The sequence below is a fragment of the Maridesulfovibrio zosterae DSM 11974 genome (assembly GCF_000425265.1).
Lineage (GTDB): Bacteria > Desulfobacterota > Desulfovibrionia > Desulfovibrionales > Desulfovibrionaceae > Maridesulfovibrio > Maridesulfovibrio zosterae.
In genome coordinates this window covers 1-22,546 of record NZ_AUDC01000019.1, presented here as the reverse complement: position 1 = coordinate 22,546, position 22,546 = coordinate 1, and the positions used below count along the sequence as shown (strand labels likewise).

Annotated in this window: 17 protein-coding genes and 1 rRNA gene; 7 read left to right on the top strand and 11 right to left on the bottom strand. The window is 40.1% G+C overall.

All coding sequences use genetic code 11. The features are described 5' to 3' along the window. Positions 1–13: 13 nt before the first annotated feature. Genes pelG through H589_RS0111080 form a run of 9 tightly spaced genes read right to left on the bottom strand, consistent with a single transcriptional unit; the run spans position 14 to position 13,624 of the window. Complete coding sequence (pelG, locus tag H589_RS0111120) at positions 14–1,384, bottom strand: exopolysaccharide Pel transporter PelG (protein WP_027722078.1); 1,371 nt, start codon at positions 1,382–1,384, stop codon at positions 14–16. A gap of 3 nt (positions 1,385–1,387) precedes the next feature. Then, positions 1,388–2,905: a GT4 family glycosyltransferase PelF gene (pelF, locus tag H589_RS0111115; RefSeq protein ID WP_027722077.1), complete on the bottom strand. Its 1,518-nt coding sequence runs from the start codon at positions 2,903–2,905 to the stop codon at positions 1,388–1,390. Continuing rightward, positions 2,902–4,005, bottom strand: coding sequence for a HEAT repeat domain-containing protein (locus H589_RS0111110; protein WP_027722076.1), 1,104 nt, complete (start codon positions 4,003–4,005; stop codon positions 2,902–2,904). Before H589_RS0111110 ends, pelF begins: the two co-directional genes overlap by 4 nt. Then, positions 3,986–5,395, bottom strand: coding sequence for a GAF domain-containing protein (locus H589_RS0111105; RefSeq protein WP_027722075.1), 1,410 nt, complete (start codon positions 5,393–5,395; stop codon positions 3,986–3,988). Before H589_RS0111105 ends, H589_RS0111110 begins: the two co-directional genes overlap by 20 nt. A 56-nt stretch (positions 5,396–5,451) precedes the next feature. After that, complete coding sequence (locus H589_RS0111100; RefSeq protein ID WP_245577131.1) at positions 5,452–7,332, bottom strand: SPOR domain-containing protein; 1,881 nt, start codon at positions 7,330–7,332, stop codon at positions 5,452–5,454. 8 nt (positions 7,333–7,340) lie between these two features. Further along, on the bottom strand, positions 7,341–10,166 hold the full coding sequence (locus tag H589_RS0111095) for a tetratricopeptide repeat protein (RefSeq protein ID WP_027722073.1): 2,826 nt from the start codon (positions 10,164–10,166) through the stop codon (positions 7,341–7,343). Beyond that, positions 10,163–12,247: a polysaccharide deacetylase family protein gene (locus H589_RS0111090; protein WP_245577129.1), complete on the bottom strand. Its 2,085-nt coding sequence runs from the start codon at positions 12,245–12,247 to the stop codon at positions 10,163–10,165. Before H589_RS0111090 ends, H589_RS0111095 begins: the two co-directional genes overlap by 4 nt. Further along, a complete protein-coding gene (locus tag H589_RS0111085; protein ID WP_245577127.1) occupies positions 12,225–13,145 on the bottom strand; it encodes a glycoside hydrolase family 191 protein in 921 nt (306 codons plus the stop codon). The genes H589_RS0111090 and H589_RS0111085 overlap by 23 nt, the downstream gene beginning before the upstream one ends. Beyond that, complete coding sequence (locus H589_RS0111080; protein WP_027722070.1) at positions 13,064–13,624, bottom strand: GNA1162 family protein; 561 nt, start codon at positions 13,622–13,624, stop codon at positions 13,064–13,066. Before H589_RS0111080 ends, H589_RS0111085 begins: the two co-directional genes overlap by 82 nt. Before the next feature lie 284 nt (positions 13,625–13,908). Here H589_RS0111080 and H589_RS0111075 point away from each other — a divergent pair, with 284 nt between their 5' ends. Continuing rightward, positions 13,909–14,871, top strand: coding sequence for an MJ1477/TM1410 family putative glycoside hydrolase (locus H589_RS0111075; RefSeq protein ID WP_084146979.1), 963 nt, complete (start codon positions 13,909–13,911; stop codon positions 14,869–14,871). A 28-nt stretch (positions 14,872–14,899) separates the two neighbouring features. On the opposite strand, the gene H589_RS0111070 is transcribed toward H589_RS0111075, so the two are convergent. Next, complete coding sequence (locus tag H589_RS0111070; RefSeq protein WP_027722068.1) at positions 14,900–16,252, bottom strand: nickel/cobalt transporter; 1,353 nt, start codon at positions 16,250–16,252, stop codon at positions 14,900–14,902. A gap of 240 nt (positions 16,253–16,492) precedes the next feature. On the opposite strand from H589_RS0111070, the gene H589_RS0111065 reads away from it, so the two are divergent. From H589_RS0111065 to H589_RS0111040, 6 genes are all read left to right on the top strand, one after another. Beyond that, positions 16,493–17,089 (top strand): TetR/AcrR family transcriptional regulator, encoded by a 597-nt coding sequence (locus H589_RS0111065; RefSeq protein ID WP_027722067.1) that lies wholly within the window; start codon positions 16,493–16,495, stop codon positions 17,087–17,089. Positions 17,090–17,126: 37 nt separating this feature from the next. Continuing rightward, complete coding sequence (locus tag H589_RS0111060) at positions 17,127–18,137, top strand: TRAP transporter substrate-binding protein (RefSeq protein WP_027722066.1); 1,011 nt, start codon at positions 17,127–17,129, stop codon at positions 18,135–18,137. A 134-nt stretch (positions 18,138–18,271) separates the two neighbouring features. After that, positions 18,272–18,760 (top strand): TRAP transporter small permease, encoded by a 489-nt coding sequence (locus H589_RS0111055; protein WP_027722065.1) that lies wholly within the window; start codon positions 18,272–18,274, stop codon positions 18,758–18,760. After that, positions 18,761–20,074 carry a TRAP transporter large permease gene (locus tag H589_RS0111050; RefSeq protein ID WP_027722064.1) on the top strand — a complete coding sequence of 438 codons (1,314 nt, stop codon included), beginning with the start codon at positions 18,761–18,763 and terminating at the stop codon, positions 20,072–20,074. Positions 20,075–20,174: 100 nt separating this feature from the next. Next, on the top strand, positions 20,175–20,612 hold the full coding sequence (locus H589_RS0111045) for a PaaI family thioesterase (protein WP_027722063.1): 438 nt from the start codon (positions 20,175–20,177) through the stop codon (positions 20,610–20,612). 606 nt (positions 20,613–21,218) lie between these two features. Then, positions 21,219–22,208 carry an ISL3 family transposase gene (locus H589_RS0111040; protein ID WP_169433116.1) on the top strand — a complete coding sequence of 330 codons (990 nt, stop codon included), beginning with the start codon at positions 21,219–21,221 and terminating at the stop codon, positions 22,206–22,208. A gap of 158 nt (positions 22,209–22,366) precedes the next feature. Here H589_RS0111040 and rrf read toward each other — a convergent pair. Beyond that, positions 22,367–22,481 (bottom strand): 5S ribosomal RNA (rrf, locus tag H589_RS0111035). Positions 22,482–22,546: the final 65 nt, after the last annotated feature.

Here is a 22,546-nt window from a genome sequence, read left to right as displayed (position 1 = left end):
GTTCCCACTAGCTCTAGGCCACAGACTGGCTTGAAAAAGTTAAGTATTCTAAATCACGGACACTTTTGGACACTAAATAATAAGCAAACATCAGTGAAATCAAACAGGAATAGCAATACCCGAAACCATAAAAAGTAAAGCCCAGTTGCATAGTAAGGTAAGTCAATCCAGCATTACTAAGCAAAAAAACTAAAGTGACAGCAAGGACTTCCTTACGCAAATCGAAATAAAAAAGTATGATCACAGCCACCGATAACATTACCTGCATAAGCGATCCCACAAGTGCTATCTGCAGCAAAGGACGCTGCAGAGGAGAAAGTCCCACAATATCGATAAAATCTGAAGCCATAAACAAACATAACAAAGTAAGTGATCCTTGTACGATAAGGACTTCACGCAGGCTTTCCCTGAGCATTCTTACCATGCCCTTTTTTTCTTCTAAGATACTTAAAAGATCTTTTTTGGATACTATCTTAGCAAAATAGTTATGATAATGCTCATAGAATTTTGTCTCTATCTTCACCAGAAAAATAGCTAAAGTTGGCACAATTGTCAGATAAGCAAAAAAGATAGGACCTTCATACATATCATGAGTGCGCAGGTATGGAACAATCATCCTTGAGTCAGGTGCAAACCAGAACATTATCTTATCAACCCAGATAGCAAGGTTGTACAGCATACCTATTAACGCAAGTTCCCAGTATTTTATAAAATAAGTCAACATACTTGAATCCCAGACTTTAACAGCAGGAAATTCAGCTAAAAGCCTTGCCAGCAGCCAGAAGAAAATAACAGCCTGCCCTATAGTGTAACCAAGTAAATAACCGTCTAGCCCCATCAAAGGATAGAAAAAAAAGGCTCCGCCGACACTAACTGAAGTCCCTACTGCAAAAGCCTGAACAATTGATCTGAAATCTTTAACTGCTGACAGAAAAATCATAGCCAGCCAAATCATAGCTACAATCAGAAAAAGGACCACTGCAATAATTTTGTATGTAATTGATAATTCAAAAAAATAAATACCACCTGCCCCGATAATTGTTCCAGCCACCAGAACGATAACAGAGCTGGTAAAAAAAGCCGTAAGAGTTATCTTTTCCTCTTTCATATAAAATTTATCAGCCAGATAGCGAGTCACTACCAACTGGATATAGCCAACGTATATCAGCGTAAAGGCATATACATATACAATTGTCGTTCTAAAAATATCCTGATCAAACTGAGAAAATCCAGAATAAGAATATAGTCCCAAAACAGCAAGACACAGTACACTCATCAACCACGGTCCTGATGAAACCATAGCAGCATAAAGATATGCTGACATCTCTGCCAGATAACTGTCTTTAAGCAACATCCTTCTCAGTTCAAATCCAATTCCGGCCATGAGTTACTCCAGATCATCCATTGCTGCGTAATCTTTATAAATCTTCAGATAGGTTTTGTTCAGGTCAGACTCTTTATAAAAAGTTTTAACCCTCTCAATTCCTGCTCGTGACATTTTCTGACGTAAAATTGGGCTTGTCAAAATCTTCAAGATAGCCTCTCCGGTACTTAAAGGATCAGCTACTTTAGTTACAATGCCTGATGGTCCTAAAGTCTGGTCGGCTACAGTGCGTCCTTCCAAAAGTTCCCGGCAGGACCCTACATCTGAAGCAACTGCCGGAACTCCGGCGCAATTCGCTTCCATAATAACTAAAGGCTGTGCTTCACTGATACTGGTCAGCACTATGAGATCAAGATTAGGAAGATAATCTGTTACCTTCACTTTACCTGTAAACTCAATAATATTATCCAAATGCAAGAGCTTAACAAGATTTACGCATTCTTCATAATACTCTTCATCTTCTTCTGTAGGCCCCATAATATAAACTTTAAGACCTTCAACTTTAGCAGCTACAATTTTAATAGCCCGCAAGAAGGTTTTAACATCTTTAATAGGCACAACGCGCCCAACAAATCCTATGGCAAACTCTGTCTGCCCCAAGTAATCATGGTGCTCATCCCTAAGCCCAAGAAAATTGTCCAGACTGATACCGTTTGGAATAATTCTAATCTTGTTTGGATCTGCTCCCTCAAGAATTTCAAGCTGCCTGTTCCCTTCATAAAGGGTATAAATAGCAGATGAATAATCATAGCAAAGTTTACCAAGCTGCTCAAACATACTGATCCAAAATGTCTGAAATGCTCCCAGCTTACTATCAATACGCATACGTTTATCTTCTTTACGATAAACCCACTCTGCCTGAGAAATTTCAATTTTGCGCTCTTTCACATAAATTCCGTGTTCAGTAAGCAATAAAGGACGCCCAGTCATAACCCGTGCAATGACTCCTAGCAGTCCAGCATAGCCTGTTGAAATTGTGTGATAAACTCGAGCCTTGGGCAAATTAAGCTGCAACATCTTGAATATTGGCAAATGTGTAAACCTGAAAGTCCAGAAATAATCAATAAAAGAATCTTTATTCTCTTCAGGATTATACCTCTCAACAAGTAAATCCCATGCTTCTCTACCGTGCATAAGTTCGGAAATAGGAAATTTGTTATCCCTGAATAATTCCACCATTTCTTTCATCATATTCAAATTGTTATTATCCATGGCAGAGTGAAAAAGACGCATTTTTTCAATGTTTTTTTTTGAAATACCACCAAATAGTTTACGTTTAATTTCAATCGGATCATGAAGATAAACAACCTGAGGATCTAAAAAATTATCAGGGACATCGTAACGATACTCAGCTTTCTCTTTTGATGAAGCCAGAATGCAGACTGAAGTAAAAGTCAGCTCAGGCATTCCTTTAATCAAATTATGAATCCAGCTGGATACTCCACCAGCTACAAAAGGATATGTTCCTTCAAGGAGTAAGCATACATCATATTCCTTCTCTGCCTTTTGACTATTGCTCATATGCTCCCCTCATCAGCAGAAAAATATTCATGCATGCTTACTTGCTGTGAATTGTCAGCAATCCAGAAATTGAAAATCTGTTTCTTAAACGGATCAGATGAGTCTATTTCAGGTTTAGATTTCATTTTTTCAATTTCCTGAAACAAAGCTGTATAATTACCCATTTCAAAAAAAACTCTGCAAATACCAAGATGAGACTCCATTTCAAAATCAGGAAAATGAACCATATCCTTATAAATTTTTAGAGCCTTCAAAAAATGACTGTTTTCAGTATACACCTCAGCAAGACGAAGGCGAAAGTTCATATTATCAGGATCTTTTTCAGTGGCGATTTTCCAATGCGTACATGCTTCATCCATTGACTGTTCCCGCATATTTATTTCAGGTAGTCCACTTTGAGCATAAATTCTACAAGTTGAAGCAAGCTCTGCATGAGTCTGAGCACTGTCATATCGTTCAACTTTAAAACGGGCTTTTTCTAAAGTTTCAGCATAATCTTCCTCAAGCCGTGTGAGTGCAGTATGAGCATAAAAACGGACCTCAGCATTCTCATCGGAAAGAGATTTACGAAGAAGCTTAACCGCCTCAGCAGAGCCAATGCGCCTCAAGAGATTAACCGCTCCCCTTTTCATCCCCATATCATCTCCGGCAAGAATATCCGCAATAGGGTGAATATCAACTTCATCATATAAAAATTCCGTTACATCAGAAGGCATTTCAAAATCAGTAACACCACCTTCATATGCTTTTTCCTTATAATCCTCAGCAAGACCATGACTCGTCATAAATATACGTGACATGAGCAGGGTAAGTGAAATTCCTAAAAGACCTATGACTGGCATAAAAATACTAAAAAGCGTCGCAATACGAGGGTAATAATATCCTACTCCGGACAGTACTCCTCGCTTTGAAGTAGTTAAAAGTATAAAGGATAAACCTGATAAAATATGCGCGCCTAGAATAGCATAAATAGAATATGGGAACCCATCACGATTCAGATAAATCATAAAAGCTGCGCCTTCCAATAAATAGGCTGCAATAAAAGCTCCGGCAAATTTAAGCCTGGCTGTTCTGATTACCCTACTCCGCAAAAAGTACACTTACGACATCCTCTTCAACAGCTTTAACCATATCCATTGGATCTTCCATGCCTATGGTATAACCAGATACACCAGCTCGAAGTTCCACAAGATTCTGGTCGGTTTCAAAAGCCATAACGCTGAGCGCTTTAAAAGAATTAAGCAGGTTGTTAACGACAACCCGCGCCCCTGCGGGCGAAGTGGTCGGCAGTATCAAGAAAAATGATCCCGGTTTTTCACTTATAAAAAGGATATCTATCTCTCTTATCTGATTCTTGAGAATCATGCTGAACGCCATCAGCACTTCCTCACGCCCCTCATCAGAAGCATTAGAAAGCCCCGGAAACTCAAGCAGTATTAATGAAAGATCAAGTTCGTAACGACGTGCGCGTAGAAATTCTTCTTTAAGCCGTCTCTTAAAATATTCGTACGTATAAGCATCAATAATATCATCTGCTATAAGCTTTCCTTTGGTCTCGGCAAAAACAGTTGCATTCTCAACACTGCTGCCACACCAGTCCGCCACAAGTCCGGCAACACGAACTGAATCACTTGTAAACTTGAGAAATGGCATTTTCTCAACATTAAGAACGCCTACCACATGTCGCTGATTATCAGCCAGAATAGGAGCTGAAATAAGCACCCCGCCAGGCATATCCTGTGTACTGGCGATGTCTCTGATTGAAACAGCTTTTTTCTGACCGGCAGCAACACTCATAAGTCCTTCACCAAGAGGCACTACATCCGGGAGGTAGCCTTTCCCATGTCTTATTGCGGTATCCAGCTTAAAATCTGACCCTTCGAGAAGATAAATTGAGCAATCATCTACATCCATAAACTCACGCAAAATCTCAAGAACAGCCGGATAAATACTGTCTATGCTAAGGGTTCTAAGACCCTGTGCTGCTTCATATAATGTTCCGAGAGTGCTTTCCTGTGAAATAATTCTGGTATCTATTTCCTGCTTTGCCTCACTTAATACATCAAATTTGATTTTAATTTTATCGAAAGCGTCCTTAAAAGCATCACGATTTTCACAGACAAGATTATACTCATTTATTTGTAACTGGCGCATTTCGCCGATAACAACTCCTACTATAAAAAAAAGTACCGGCTTCCCCCACATTGCAAGTGATTTAACATCAGCCACGGATAATTCAGGTATAGAAACAGCTTTGAAAACAAGAAAAACTACTGCGGAAAAAGAACCGGCAAACAAGCCTCCGCCAAATCCATAACGTACGGCCGTAAGTAAAATAACAATCCAGTAAGGATGCGGCGCAATATTTAGAAAACCAGGATCAGCACGAAAAAAAATCAGATTCACAACTGTCAGACCCATAAGTCCAAGCAGAACCTCATAATATTTCGAAAGATTTTTCCTTTTTGCTGCAGCATGAAGCTTAAACATTAAAAACGCCTTTTATGGAACAGGTTGCAAGATTCAATAAATAGGCATGAAGCACTCTAAAATACATAGCTTAAACCTCCACGAATTAACTGGGTTTCACCGCCCCCGGCCAAACCGGAATCACTGCTGTATTCATAGCCCGTATCAAATTCAAACCGGCCAAGTTTCAAACGAAGTGAAGGTCCTCCAAAATAACTTAAACTGGTCTTAAACTCGTCTGCCCGCACTCCGCCTGATCCTTCAATAAATACTGTGTCGCACAAAGACTTACTGAAACTTGTACTAAGTGTATGAATACTTTCATTTTGTACTATGTCGAACGGGATATAGTTCTCATCATCATACTTGAAATGAGAACGGTAGTACGAATACGAGACAAAAATATCAGGATCAACCAAAAGTCTACGGGTCAGAATAAAATTGAAAATACCTTTTGTTCCGTAAAGTCTGTCACTGTTAACAACGTATTGACGAATCTGCCCGTTCAGGAAAAGTCCCCATGTATCATCATAGAAGCCATCATAAGTCATTGAAAATTGGTTATATCGCCCTTCATAATTTGCAGCAGAAGGCTCATCAAGCCATGGATTATTATAATCAACTATTGCAGATAAGACACCGGAATCATGCACCCGCCAATCAAATCCAAGAGCAGCAGATATGCCCGAAGCAGTGCCATCATATGCGCCAAAGCCAAACACTCCGGTAAATGTTCTGGAAAGGTCACGTTTGAACAGAAAAGAAACTTGATTGACATCCTTATCTACTTTTTCGATGCCATCACCAGCTGGACGATAAATCTGAGTATTTCCGTAATAAATTTCGCCCCGTGTTAACTTATCAAGCTGCATGGAGAATCTAGTTGCCATAGTGGTGGTTATGGTATCATTGGCCTGCAAATAAACACTGGGTTCAAAAGCTAAACGCGGCCTACGCTGCATAAGCAGTCCCTCAAGTGACATGCGGGCATCAACATTATCCGGTTCCTTGTCGATAAGCTCTGAAAAACTGGTTATCGCGCCAAGCCAGTCACCACCCTGAGCTCTTCCGTACGCACTTTCAGAAATAGAATCAGTATCACCGGGTCTTAAGCGCAACAAATATCCAAGCGTAGCCTGTTGCTGGTTATAATCTCCCGTTAAAATTTTTAAACGGGCCAGCTCTCTTAATGCCCTGGAAGAGATTGGATCATCTTCAAGCCATGAATTAAGCAAGGCGGCAGCCCTTTCAAAATCCTCGTTATCAAGCAGAGCACCGATATATTCTTCGCGGAGATCAAAATCATCAGGATATAATTTCAGCAGCTTTACATAAAGTTTTAATCCCTTATCAACATAGCCCCTGCGGATCATGATCCTGGCCAAAATAACATCACGTTGCCTTTTAGAAATTGCACGAAGTACATCTTTCTGATCTAGTTCATAAAAAAAATCCTCAGAACTACCAAGAAGTGGATCTGAATCTAGTTTTGTTTTTACCCCACTCCCTGTTCCCGTAGACACTGGACGATTGACCACTTCAACAGGATTTTCCGGCAATGGTGTATTGCGAGATATAGCCTTTCTCTCTTTCAGCAATGCTAACGAAATATATTTAACCTGAGAATCGAGACCTACTCTTTTTTTAAACAACTGTGCGGCTACATTGGCTTGGCTTTTGGTAGGATAGTCTCCAGTCTGTACAACTCTCCACAAACGCCCTTTTGAATCAAATAATCTAATTAAAGTAGGAGAATATCCAAGCCCCTCAAGATAAGACATGAAATCCCATGCATTATCAGCTTTGAGAAATGAACTTACACGCACAGTCCATACGATTTCGCCTTTATCAACAGGTGCAGTATTCTGCCCCTGTGCAAATAAATGCTCAGGATTTAAGACTGACAAAGTGAGCACGAAAGTCAGTGCGAGAAGTATAAAAGCAGATATTCTTTTCAACTCACAACCTATTTAGTAAGTTTAGCATTAGCTTTGAGAGTATCATTTCGATCTCTTCTCTTAATAATGCGTTCAGCACGCCTGAACTCCCTGTCAGCATTCGCTTCACGCCCCAAAAGACGATATATTTCTGCCAACTGATACCGGGCATCAGCATCATCTGGAACCAATCTAAGATAAGATCTGAACTTAGAAATAGCTCTGTTATACTGCTCACGCTCACCAAGTAGAATAGCAATACCCTTTAGAGCGGTATGATTGTCTTTGTTAACTTTAAGTGCAGCCTCAAACAAAGAATAGGCATCGCTATTAAAATTATTAAAAAGAGCTTCCGCACCAAGCCGAGCCAGAAAGACACCATCGGTACTATACTCTTTTCCAAGCCTCTTATAAATAGCTGAAGCCTCAGATCCACGTCCTGCCTGCTGCAATGCTATGGCCAGCAAAAACCCCTCAAAACGAGGCAGTTTATCCAACCGGGCATAAGGTTCAAGAATATCTAGAGCAGCTTCAGGCTTCTTCTCATCAATAAATGCTCTTGCAAGTTCAATACGATAAGATTCAGGTAGATGTCCTGCTTCATAAAGTTCATTGAAAAGCTTAATTCGCTGAGCATTCATATCTGCAAAGCCATATGTTTTTGCCAGTTCAAGTTTTAACTCAATATCATCAGGACTAAGAGATCTGGCCCGTTCATAATATACAACTGCCTTTTTATACTCAGCTGAATCGGAAAATCCCTTTGCTGCTTGAACAGCCAGGCTGAAATTATGTGGTTTTTCATCTGACATTTCACCCCAGTATTTAGCAGCTATCTGCGGTCTGTCTGTCCATCCTGCAAGCCGCGCTAATTCTTTACGAACCTTTTTCCTTTTGTAGTCTAAGCCATAAAGCTGCTCGTAGATACGATAAGCCTCTTCACTTAAACCGGCTCTATCTGCAAATTCAGCCCAATTTAAAAGCATATCAAGATTTTTACTTCCAACACTGGCAAAGGCGGCAAGTAAGTTACGAGCCTTGGCACTATCCCCTGCGGCATCCCAAACTGCCGCGACGAGCATCGCGACCTGTTCATCATAAGGCCTTAATTTCTCGGCAGTTTCTGCAGCATCTTTAAAGATAGTCTTATCTCCGGTATACGAAGCAGTTTGAATAAGCTTCATCACATAATCCAGATTTCCACCACTAAGAAGTGCCGCTTTTTTATAATATGCATAAGCGTCTTTAGGAGCATTAAGCCAAAGCATCACTTCTCCGGCCTGTGCTAAAATCTTGATATTTTTTGGTGCAAGCTTCTCTGCATATCTTGCTGCCTCACGCGTCAATTTTAAATTTTGTGTATCTGAAGCAGCAAGAATCATATTTAGTATATCAGTTTCCTGCACTTCTTTGCTAGCAACTTGACGATAAAATTCATACGCTTTAGCAGGGTCCCCAGAAGCCAACCATGCCTCGCCAGCCTTACGCATCAATTTTACGTTTCCGGGACTAAATTTAAGTGCAATATCAATAGTATCAGTAACCAATTTCTTCTCTTTTGAAGCAATGGCTGCATCGACCAGCCTCTCGTAATCTATTACAGTGGCACCGTTACTTTCCGTGATACTTTTCAAAACAGGGTAGGCTTCAAGAGGCCGATCCAGACTTAATAGAACATCGGCCTTGGTACGCAGATACTCAGAATCGGAAATATTAACATCAGCAGTATTTGAAATGACTTCTGCCATAAGCTGCTTATCAGAGCTGTACAAAGCTGCACGCAACATATCGTGTGCATATTTCACCCAGTTATTAAACTTTGCGGCCAGCTTTCTAAACATGGTGACCGCTTTACGATGATTCCCGGTCTCCATATAAATCTGTCCTAGATTGGCATGATGTTCCTCATTATCAGGTTCAAGTGTAACCAATTTCTCCAAAGCCGCTTCGGCCAAATCAAGACGGCCGGCTGAACGAGCCAATTCAACTGTCTCTTTTGCAAGGACAACGTTATCTGGAACAATTTTTTCAAGATCATTAAGAATTGCCAACGCAGTCTCATACTGCTGAAACCATCCCAATACAGTTGCAAGCCTCAAACGGTTTACAATAGATTTGCCATTTTCTTCGTCCATACGCAGCGCATAATTGTAACCATCTGCAGAGCGCCCCATTGCAACAAAATTTTCCAAAACATAAGTTACATATTCAATCTGATTAATTTTATCTTTCTGTTCAAGAGCATTGCGAAACTGCTCACCTACTACAAAGATCTGCCGAATCAAGTAACTAAGGTGCTGATTTTGAGGATCTTGTTCATGCTCAACTGCAAGTAGATCTACTGTTTTACGTAACTCAGTCAAAAATAAACTTATAAAACTTTTTTCCCCCTGCAACTTGTTCAATCGGATAATTGCAGCTACTTCCTCAGGCAACATGCCAAAATAGCGATAGTACATGACCAACTTTTGAAGAGGGTTAGACTCTTTCACCCTTATGTTTGCAATCCTTTCCCATGTTTGCATAGCTTCTTGAGGCATAACATCCCATTCATAAAGCAGTACAAGCTTATCAAGAGCCTCTTTATTATCAGGTTTGTGCTTAAGCAAACGTTCAAGACTAGCAATAGCCTTACGCGGTAAACCTCGATACGTGTATACATCTGCACCAAGACTCAAAAGTTCCAGATCATCAGGATCTTCTTCAAGCAGCCGTGTTAAAATTTCAGAAGCTTTTTGAATATCACCATTTTTTAAATACAGAGGAACCATATCCCTTGGAAAGGGATATATAAGTACGGTACTACCGACTATGATGAGTACAAAAAAGAGTACCCGCCAAATCTTAATATTCAAATTTTGACAATCTCCACAGGCCCGGAAGTTATATCTCTAAGAGTTAAAATACCTTGGCCGTTACTACCTACTTCAGTAGCAGCGTGATCAGGCCTGATAATTCTATATTTGTGATCTGGATTAACTCCTCCAAATACGATCTTTCCCTTGCTGAAACATTCAAAAACAAATCGCACACCGTTAGCTGTATGCGTTAAATCTCGCACCCAACCTGAAGCTTTTTTAATATAAATATACTTGCTATTTGCACCGTTATCACCTGTTAAAACCAATTCAGCTTGTTTTGTATCGGGTTTAAGATGGATATAAACGCCATCAGGCAGAATATCATAGCCAATTACATTCCTGCAGCTCTCAAGATCAGGCACTTTATTCAAACTATTAATTCTAACAGAAAGACAGTCACCATAACCATTAAATGTATAATGATCAGGATCATTTTTATTGATTACGCCAGTCAAAAATCCACGCACCATTTTAATGTAGGATGAAGCATAAACCCTTGCCGTATCCTGATTCATTACCCACTCATAAACATCTTCCAAAGCCTGAAGAGATGAAAATTTTTCCCCGCTATAAAAATGGAAATAAATATCTATAGGCATAACACGCCGCGGAGATTCAGTTCGTTTCATAGTTTCGACAATATTTCTAAAACCGAAAAAAGGGCCGGTCCAAAGATTAGTTAAAATATTTTCATTGGCTTGACCTGTAAAAATCTGATTGTACTGCCCAAGAGCAAGATAAAGAGGAGACACTCCAAAATAGGAATTACGGCGAGAATCCATAACAGAATCCCCGCCATTAAGATTTAGGAGACCTGCATTATCAGCAATTGCCACTTGCTCAGAAGTGGGATCACACATTCCTGACCAGAAAAGCACCCTGCATGGTTTTTCCGCAGGAGCCAGACTTTCAGAAATATAATTGCAGGAATCGACTATCTCGTATTTTGCATTAAATTTATATCCAGTTTTTTCATACTGGCCGACAATAAAATCCTGATCATATTCCTTAGAATCTCGAAGTTTGGCATTCCATGCAAAAGGATGTGTATAGGTATGAGAGGAAGGTTCTACATTTTTCATATCGAAAAGAGTGCGGGCAAGCTCTACATTATCAATGCTTCCACGCACATCAGGGTCAATTTCACCGGCAATAACAGATGCAGAATTAGGGAAATCATATCGCGCAAAAATGCGCTCCATAATGATTTCTCCACAATTTTTATTCTTATCAACCTCAGTATATCCGGCAAAACCGTCGCCATCGATATGGGCAAAAGCAACACGCAATCCATTTAACGTAGTAGGTGTAAAAGCAGGCATGCCCTGCAGACCAAGCGACTGTCTTAAAAATTCAAACGGGTTAAGATACCATTGCTTCAGATAATTTACAGGGTCCTGCCAACGTATATATCCGTTAAAAGCAAATCCTCCTCCGGGACCAGTTGCTACAACTGAGCCGTTGGCAGTCTTTCCATTCTCACTTACAGCAACCCAAGTGCTGGTGGCGTTACTTACAGGAACTACTTGCGCATAGTAATAAGGAAAAACAGGTAACTTTCTCTCAAAATTCATCCACTTATTATCAATTGCAGCATACTTCAATTTCATACGGTCATTTGTAGCATTTCCCTGCCATGAAAACCCTAGATTAGAATAGATTTCTTTAATCAAAGCAGAATCAACAACTTCATTTTCTAAATTTGTGTATGCTCCCAGACTACCTATTATAATAATTTTTTTTCCTGACTTTTGTTGTTCAGCAAGCCATTTGAGAAATTTTTCAGGCTCAGCCATTTTATCATCTGGAAAAGAAGTTAAGATTGCCTCGTATTTTTCCATCTCCGTTGAGTCAGGATAATCAAAATCGTTAAAATCTATAAGTTGATACATAAAGCCCAGATAATTTAACGGCAGAGCAAAGCCTTCCATGAAAAAATTCTCACGGGCAGGAAAAGCTCCATCGCTGACATACAAGACTAAAACCTTGCGCTTTACGGGTGCAGCGGCAGCTGGAAAAGCCAGCACAGTAATGAACAAAAAAATTAACAGATTAGGGATTAATCTCGTGAACATAAACTTCATTAAGATCCGGCGTACTGACATAAGGTACAAATCCTTGTTTTCGAGAAAAATCATAAGCCCTGTTAATAGCATCCACATCATCTATTGGTGAATAATCAAGGCTCAACACAACAAGTTTAGGATTTTTCTCAATTGCCACGAAAGCTTTTGCAATCAAGAACTCACGATCAGAGTCTGATACATCGCTTCGAACACCACTCGATAAATGCATGTTGCTACTAAGACCTTCAATCAAAAGATAATCGAGATACGGTGCGGTGCGACGAATAATCTCGAACCCTCTATTTTGGCATAGCAATAATTCAGGATATTTTTTTCGAATATCTTTAACTAACTCGACACAACTCCGCTCAGTCCCTTTATATTTATCAGGGTCACGCCGTTGCATATCAATAGGAGAATCCAAAGTATCAAAAAAAAGACCATCATATCCGTTAGACAGGGCATCAGGAATAATGTGGTTTAACAGTAATGCCTGCCACTCGGGACGACGCACATCAACTACCCAAGAATTCCAGTTCTTATTATGACGAACCAGTAATCCTAGCTTCTTTGCTTCTCCATAATAAGGGCTATTCTCCGTAATTTCTCCAAGACTGACGTATACGAGAACTTTTACTCCGCCAGCACGTAAAGGGTCCGGGTTTTGACCCCTTGGATCAGAAATAAGGAGGTCAAAACCAGTCAGCTGTGCTGTCCTATCCTTATCACCGTAATAGCACGCCCAAGCTGAAACCTGATTAGGATTCTTACCCAGTGCAATCCTGTATCCGAACAAAGTAAAAGTAATCACGGCCAGAAGCGCAACTACTGCGCAGGAACAGCTGACATTGCTGCGACCATCTTCGACAAGACATCCTGTGCCACACTGTTGAGAGATTCTGTACATCCGAAAAAGCAACCTCCACTTTGTGATGAAGATGAAGCCCAAAGGACTTTACCGGAAGAAACATCGATCATTCTCAAATTTATTCCAACTGTAGGACTCTGGTTCACACCACGCTTGTACTGGTATTCGGAAACAGAACCATAGATAACAGTATCAACGCCAAGCTTATTACCCATTTTCTGTGCAACAACATCATCCATTACAAAATCAAGATCATCTTCATCACCCCGAACACGCTTAAGCATATCGGTTGATTCCATGAGTTTAAACTTAGTGGATGAATAAAGTTCAGTTGAAAGCAACTCACTGACGATACGTCCGGCATTAGGTGTAGTGGTAAGATTTACCAAAGGTAAAACAGCAACAAAACGTGCTTCACTTGCAATACCATTCGGCTGGACGTAATCCTTCATATATGTACCGGAGCACCCAGCCAAAATCATAATTAAAAAAACACCCATAAATGAAAATTTTTTCACGTGACCCTCCTTAATATTCCAAAAATAAAAATAACTACTTTAAATAACTATTTAAAATACAAACTTAATTTAATATTTACACAACAAATCAAGAAAACAGGAACCAAAGAACATTCTAATTCTGTGATATACTTATATATACGCTCTAAAAGTTATCATGAAAAGTATTTTCAATATTATTTTACATATTGCATTTATATTTGGTACATAAACAGCTAATTCATTTTAACATTAAACTATGTCATACTATTATGATGTCTAAACAGACCAAAACAGAAGAAAATATGAAAGCAAATACAATTATCGTTCTAGCATTGCTTGTAATAATTTCAGCATGCACATCTAAAGCATCTTCATTGGTAGACTCACAAGTAGATAAACAAAAAATAAAAGTTGATTTCAGAAAAACTTCTCCCCTTAATAAAATTACAAGCTGGGCATATCTTTTACAAAACCCATCAGTTGCCCAACTTGCTGAGTCTCCCTATGACCTTATCGTAACCGATTACTCCAAAGATGGATCCGACCAAAAAAGGATTACTCAATCAGAAATATCCGTTCTACATAAATTCAGCAAAACGGTACTCTGTTATTTCTCAATCGGCGAAGCTGAAGAATATAGATTTTATTGGAAAAAAGAGTGGAAAAATAACCCGCCTCATTTTCTAGGCATAGAAAATCCAGACTGGGCAGCAAACTACAAAGTAAAATACTGGCGTGAAGATTGGTGGGAAATATGCTTACAGCCTTATCTTGACAGTATCCTTGAAGCAGGTTTTGATGGTGTTTATCTCGACATCGTTGATGCATACTGGTTTTGGCACGAACAAGGGATGGAGGTTCAAAACACTGCCGATGACATGGTGAAACTCATCAAAAGAATTGCTGACTACTGTCGCAAGAGTGCTGGTAAAAACTTTATAATCTGCCCGCAAAATGGACTTGGTGTTTTTGAATCATGTTCACCAGAATATAAGGATATATATTTCAAAACAATAAATATGGTTGGACTTGAAAGCCTGCTCTTCAACATTCACAGTGAAAGTGATCGTGATTACCGCCTGACTCTCTGCAAAAAACTTACGGATGCAGGAAAAATAGTTCTGGACGTAGAGTATATTGATAAAATTAAATATGTTGACTATCTCGATAAAATTGAAAAGTTGAACTTTCCACTTATTCCCTACGCATCAGCTCCGGACGCAGCACTTAATAAACTGACTGATTTTTATAAATATCGTAAATAATTTTTTACGGCTGACTTTGAATACGATTTTATCGAAAAGATATAATTCCACCAGTGTGTAAGGCATTCAGAGCAATTGCAATTCCTGCCAGCATTACCAGTCCAGCACTTATAACTGGCAGATTTTCTATCCATTCACGTGCTCCGGAAAATCTCTCGGTCAACTTTGAAGCTCGCACAGTTAATATACCTATTATTATTAAAATTGCAGCCAGCCCAAGACTGAAAGCTGAAATGAGAAGCAGTCCGAAAAGAATTCTTCCAAATGCAACTGAAGCCAGCAAAACAACCAAAGCAGTTGGACATGGAACCATTCCACCTGCAATCCCAAGACTTAACATTGACCACCATGTGACAGATCCAGAACTCTCGCTGTGGTGATGATCGTGATGGTGGTGATGATGCACAGCCCGTTTAGCAAGCATAATATAGCCAACTAAAAACACTAAAACACCTGAAAATGCACCCAGCCATGGATAAAGCTCATTAGGCAAAAAGTAGTGTGACAGCAAAAGCGCGGTGACCCCAAGAACAATAACACTGGCAACATGGGTTATGGTTACAATTGTCCCCAATATGAATGCATCGCGAATCCGCCCGCTTTTACCGATGAGATAAGCTGCAACCATTGCCTTACCATGCCCGGGACTGAGAGCATGGCCCATTCCCAGCACAAATGCGAGACCAAGGGCAAATAATGCAGCGCCTGTTCCCAGATTCTCACGTGAAAGATAATCTTTTAAAGCAGCCTGAGTTGAATTCTCCTGCGGATCAGGCTTTAAAATATTATCCACTTGAGCAGTACCGGAAACTGAACCTGACTCGGTTTTAACGCCACCATGTCTAGGAAAAAACTGATAATTTAACTCTCTTGCATCAGGAGAGGTTTTTACTATGCTAAACTGAGGATCAGCCTGAACCATCCATTTCAACCATTTAAGTTCGCCTGTTCTAAAATTATTATCTGAAAATTTAAAATATTGTTTAGCATAATCATCATTGCTGATTGGAATTGTATAAATGAGATTAGAACGAAGGCCATTATTGTACCCGCCGCGGGCTGGCGTAACAGATTTATAATAAAGAGATGGAATAACGTCCTTGTCATTTAAATTAATTTTAAGATTGGGGGATAATATATTGTGAATTGAACTCGATAGCTCATCCTCCTCTTTCGCTGAAACTTTCCCGTCACGATTTGTGTCAGGTATGAGAGCAGCTGTAATAGAAGGACCTATTGAAGTATTATACAAAATCAACAGCCTACCATCCTCGTTCATGATGGTAGTTTCCTGCACGACCTCACCAAACGGATGGGCCTGCACAGACATGGGCGCGCACAACATAAAAGAACAAGCTAAAAAGAAAAGTATGCTTCGCATCAAAGTATCTCTCAATAATCAGTGTTACAAATAACTATAAAATAAATATCGAACATTTTTCTGTCAGCAAATCAATCATTATTACTTTATCACTATTCCCATTTTAATTTTACTCATAATTAATGGTTCCTTCCTATACATACACGCTTGACACTCAATAAACTCAACGTTATACCTCATAAAAGTGACCGCTAGTCACATTATGACCGACGGTCTCAAATTAAAATTATCAGGGATTAAATGGCTAGAAAACAACAAGAAAAATCCAGACAGACTAAGCAAGAGCTTATGGATGCAGCAAATGAGCTTTTCGGCAAAAAAGGTTTTATGGAAACAACTGTTGCTGAAATCACAAAACATGCAGGTTATGCCAAAGGTAGTTTTTACCGTCATTGGGCTAGTAAAGATAAACTTTTCCTTGAAATTGTTGAGGATAAATTGACTCAATACCGCAACCTCCGTGATGATAGACTGGGAAAAGCTGCTTCCTTGGAAGAAGTTATGAATATCATCTGGGATTTTCTGGAAAATATTGTACGAGACCATAATTGGGCAAAAGTTTTTCTGGAATTTACTGTTTATGCCTCACGCATTCCAGAACTGCGCGAAGATCTGAGTCTGAGTCAGTATAGATTCTCTGAAACAGTCTTTGCCAATCTGATCCGAAATTTCATTGAAACAGATTATCCTCCAGAAAAAATTGGAGCGTTCAACACAGTCCTTTTCGAAGGATTCATGGTTCAAAATGCGCTTAAAACCGGAGTTGTGGACCTCACCGATGTACGTGAAACGGCAATAAATCTTGCACTTAGCAAAGGGCTTAAAAAAGCTGAATAAAATCGGCAGATAATTTTCAATTATTTATGGAGGAAACATGAAGAAACTTTTACTGACGTTCATAACCGTGGCGATATGTATGTGCATAATGCCTGTAATAGCTGGTGCTAAAACTATAAACCTCACCTACTCAAATTTTTTCCCGCCGACCCATATCCAGTCTAAGCTTGCGCAGCAATGGGCTGATGAAGTGGCCAAACGAACCGAAGGAAGAGTTACAATTACATATTTTCCCGGTGGTACGTTGACCAAAGCAAAACAATGCTATGATGGTGTCGTTGAAGGCCTTTCAGATATCGGCATGTCTGCTCTAGCCTACTCACGGGGAAGATTCCCAACTATGGCAGCAGTAGACCTGCCGCTGGGATATAAATCAGGTAAGGCTGCAACAAAAGTAGCTAATGCTGTCTATACTAAATTTAAGCCCAAAGAACTTAATGATGTAGTCCCAATGTACTTTCATGCCCATGGACCGGGATTGCTTTTTACAGCGAAAAAACCTGTTAAAACTCTTGAAGATATTAAAGGTATGAAACTTCGCGGTACAGGCAATTCAGCACAGCTGTTAAAAGCTCTTGGAGCATCTCCGGTTGCTATGTCCATGCCAGATAGCTATCAGGCTATCCGCAAGGGAGTTGTAAACGGTGGTATATACCCGATGGAGAGCAACAAAGGCTGGAAAATGGGTGAAGTAGTTGATTTTTGCACACTTGATTATCCTGTCGGTTATACCACCACTTTCTTTGCTGTCATGAACAAAGATAAGTGGGATTCAATCTCAGAACAGGACCAAAAAATTATCACTGAATTAAACAAAGAGTGGGCCGAAAAACACGGTCAGGCATGGGATGAAAGCGATAAAATCGGGCGTAAATTCCTTACAGAGAAAGGTGGACAGTTTATCGAACTAAGTGAAGCTGAAGGACAGAGATGGAAAGATAAAGCCGCCCCGATGATGGAAGAATACATAAAAAAAGCTAACAAAAAGAAACTTGATGGGAAAGCGATACTCAGCTTTACCATAGAAACACTTAATACATCTCAGTAAATAATTATTTGTAACACAGCTGAATATCCGGCAAAAAAGTTCAAGGTGCTAGTTATTAGCTGCGTCTTGAACTTTTTTGCCTAAATAAAATGAAACATAATAAAGTATAATATTTGATATCATTGGAGTGATCAGTGAGCAATTCTAAAATCTCAGGCTTTATAGATAAGCTAGAGAGCGTACTTAAAAATATTGCCGCAACATGTCTGATAGGTATGGCTCTATTGACCGGTGCTGACATAATTTCGCGGAGCGTCTTCGGTAAACCAATATTAGGTGTAGAAGAGCTTGTTACCGTCTTAGCGGTGCTTACGACAGGACTTGCCCTTGGATATGCACAGTCGCAAAAAGCAAATATCGGAGTTGAATTTGTATATAGCAAACTCAGGAAACAGACCAGACTGATCATTAAACGAGTTACTACAACTGCCGGGGCAGCACTTTTCGGAATAGTCACATGGCGCCTATATTTATATGGATGTACCATGCGCGAAGCAAATGAAGTGACGATGACTCTTGAACTTCCAACAGATATTATCATCTATGCTCTTGCTTTCGGTTTCGGATGTTTCACACTAATCTTAATAAAAGAGCTCATCATGCTTTTCACCGAGGAAGACTAAATGGAACCGACCACTCTAGGAATTATCGGCATCTTTGTCATGCTGGCATTACTCATGACACGCATGCCGGTGGCATATGTAATGACTCTGGTTGGGTTCGGCGGATTTTCCATGCTGATTTCACTTAAAGGAGGTATGAATCTCCTTTCTCGCAGTTTTTATGATACTTTTTCATCTTATAGTCTTTCAACTATCCCTCTTTTTATTTTAATGGGACAGCTAGCATTTAACAGCGGTATCAGCAGAAGGCTTTATAATACAGCCTACCATTTCCTGGGACATATTCAGGGGGGCCTGGCAATGGCTACAGTAGCAGCCTGTACCGCCTTCGGATCAGTTTGCGGATCAAGCCCTGCGACAGCAGCAACGATGGCTACTGTCGGTATTCCTGAAATGAAACGCTATGGATACTCCAATTCACTGGCAGCAGGATCTGTAGCATCTGGTGGAGGACTGGGAATGATTATGCCTCCCAGTATAGTTCTCATTGTCTACGGAATCTTGACGGAACAATCTATCGGTGAATTATTCATGGCCGGAATAATTCCATCGATTGTACTCACAATTCTGTTTATCATTGCTATTGCGATAATCTGCAGGCGTGATCCAAGCTTAGGCCCGAAAGGTGAAAATTTTCCCCTTAAAGAAAAACTTAAATCACTGTTAGGTCTAATCGATACAATAGCTGTTTTTGGTTTAGTGATCGGTGGTATGTTTTTCGGTTTCTTTACTCCCAATGAGTCAGCAGCAGTAGGTGTACTTGGAATTCTGCTTCTCGGAATTATCAAACGCCAACTTACTTGGCAGGCTTTTGTCAACTCACTGTATGAAACACTACGCACCTCATGCATGGTCTTGTTTCTAGTAGCCGGAGCTGTAATATTCGGTAAATTCCTGGCTGTGACCAGAATTCCTTTTAATGTTGCAGAATGGACAGCTTCATTTGACCTGCATCCTCTTATCATAATGACCATGATACTAATTGTTTATTTCATCGGTGGTTGCATTATGGATGCACTGGCACTTATCATGCTTACCATCCCAGTTTTCTACCCTGTTATTAATACCTTAGGTTTTGATCCCATATGGTTTGGAGTTATCATTGTTCTTGTTACGCAGATAGGTGTCATAACCCCACCTGTTGGAATCAATGTCTATGTTGTATACGGCATGGCACAAAAAGTTGCCCCGGATATTACTCTTGAGGATATTTTTAAAGGAACTATGCCATTTCTATCGGCAATTCTAGCTGGAATAATTTTATTCGCAATTTTCCCACAACTGATTCTATACTTACCCCAAGCGATGTATTAAAAAATATTGTTGATTCATGCTGTCTTTTTGTAAATACTTTCTCCAAGTATGAACATAATGAAAGTAAATATTATTCTGCCTCTGACTAAAAGGACAATTTATGAGTGAACCATGTGAAAACGTAGATATCAAAGAAGTGATTGAAGAAAAAATTCCATTTGATCACTTTCTAGGCATTAAAGTAGAGTGTGCGGGGAAAAATTACGCCCGCCTAAGATTGCCATATCGTCCAGAATTTATTGGTGATGCCAGACGTCCAGCTCTACATGGCGGAGTCATATCTATGCTTGTAGATACTTGCGGAGGAACGGCTGTATGGGCATCTGGTGATGTTAATGACCGAGTAGCTACAATAGATCTAAGAATTGATTATCTCCGCCCTGCACCTCCAGAAGATATAGTAGCTGAAGCACGAGTTAAGCTTCTTGGAAACAGAGTTGGTAATACCTCAATTATTGTATTTGCCGCTTCAGATCCTGATGTGATTATTGCTGAAGGCCGCGCAGTTTATAATGTAAGGAAAGATTCTGTAGATTAACATATAAAACTATCTTCGTTTTAAAAATTAGCCGCAGTAACTATATAGTTACTGTGGCTTTAATTTTTACTAATGTGAATATTAGCGACCATAAGTAAGCGATAATTAGCAAAATTATGTTCATAGACTTTAATATGCGTTTCACCTCAAGACTAAACGCCCTCATAGATGCGCATATGCTTATTGAAAGACTGAAAACAACCGGCAGCACGTGCTGGTAGGGCAGATGAAAATCGACGGTTGAAAATTTAATCAATCAGATTCGCCCCGTTCTTTGGTATATCCCCATAACTTGGCTCTACCTCAAAGAAAGGGGCGATAATCTAAGCTCCTAAAAAGAAGGCATACCGAACCAACTCGATATGCCCTATAAGTTAACTAAATTTCCGACCAAAGAAAGGAAGTCAACTTATGGAGCGAATTTTAATTGGTCTACCTTATTTTGCAATGAAAAAAGTGATTTCGTATTTTCCTATAATTCTTGATGTGGAGTGGACGGGACAACCTATCTGTCCCAGATGCCGAAGTTCTTCTTTTCGGATCAAGGATACATTTTGGCGATTCATAAAAAGTGTTCCGCATCTGGGCTGATCTTCGACTTTGCGGGTGAAATGTCACAAGCATCATTGCAAGGATTGTGGCCGATATTTTAACACGCGTATGGGCGGTGTCCAGAAATGGAGTCGCTCAACAGAGCTGTTGAAGCGTGAAGTGTTCAGAGCTTACAACAACGGCTGTTCCAACAAAACGATTGCTAACGAAAACGGTCTCGGTGTTGCCAGTGTAGAGCGTTTCTACCACCAAGTTATCAAGCTTAAAATCAGCCACTATAAGAACAAAGTGTGCCCCCGTTATCTGGGCATAGATGAACATCGTTTCACTCGCAAAGTCGGTTTTTCAACTACGTTTTGCGATCTTAAGAACAATAGCATTTTTGATATTGCGCAAGGCCGTAGTGCGTCTGAATTACTTCCTTTTCTCAGGGCTCTTAAAGGGCGTAGTAAGGTAAAAGTTGTTTGTATCGATATGAACTCGGCCTATCGCCATCTGGTAAAAAACTGGTTCCCGAACGCTAAGATTGTCTCGGATCGATTTCACGTAATCAGGTTGGTTAATCATCATTTTACAAAGGCTTGCAAATTGATTGATGAAGAAAATATTTCATATGGGCGAGGTGGAATTATGCGTGCCTTGTTGTGTCGGCAGGACCGTTTGACCGAAAAACGAAAAGTACTGTTAGCCGACTATTTTCAAGCGCAGCCAGCAATTGAAAGTCTTTATTTGTTCTGCCATGAACTGAACGACTTGTTGCGAACCAAGGCACAAAACAATCAAAGCTGTAAAAAATATATTTTCGAATTGCTTGATAAAATCAAGCAACTTCAGCAGAGTCCTTTTGCTCCGCTTCGGACACTGGGCAGAACTCTGAACAGCTGGAAAGAAGAAGTGGCCCGCATGTTTCGCTACACAAAAAACAACGGGATAACGGAAGGGTTTCATCGTAAAATGAAACTCATTCAACGACGGGCATACTGGTTCAGAAACTTTGAAAATTATCGGCTGCGTGTGCGGTTTTGTGCGGGTAGTCGAGAGTAGAATCAACGGTTGGAAGTTTGATCATTCGGGCTTGTGCCCCTTTGTTTGGTGTAGACCCCCTATTCCCCTCACTCCTAACCTATTTTCTTAAACGCAAAAGAGCCCCGTACACGTAGTTGTACGGGGCTTGGCTGCCCTTTTTACAGGGCGAAAAAAAGTCCTTGCGACGACCTACTTTCCCACTAGCTACCTAGCAGTATCATTGGCGATGGAGGGCTTAACTTCCGAGTTCGGAATGGGGTCGGGTGTGGCCCCTCCTCAATGGTCGCAAGGACAAATTCCTTGGTCAAAAACTTTGGACCGTGCGTGGTCCTTGGTTATTAACTATAAATATATAG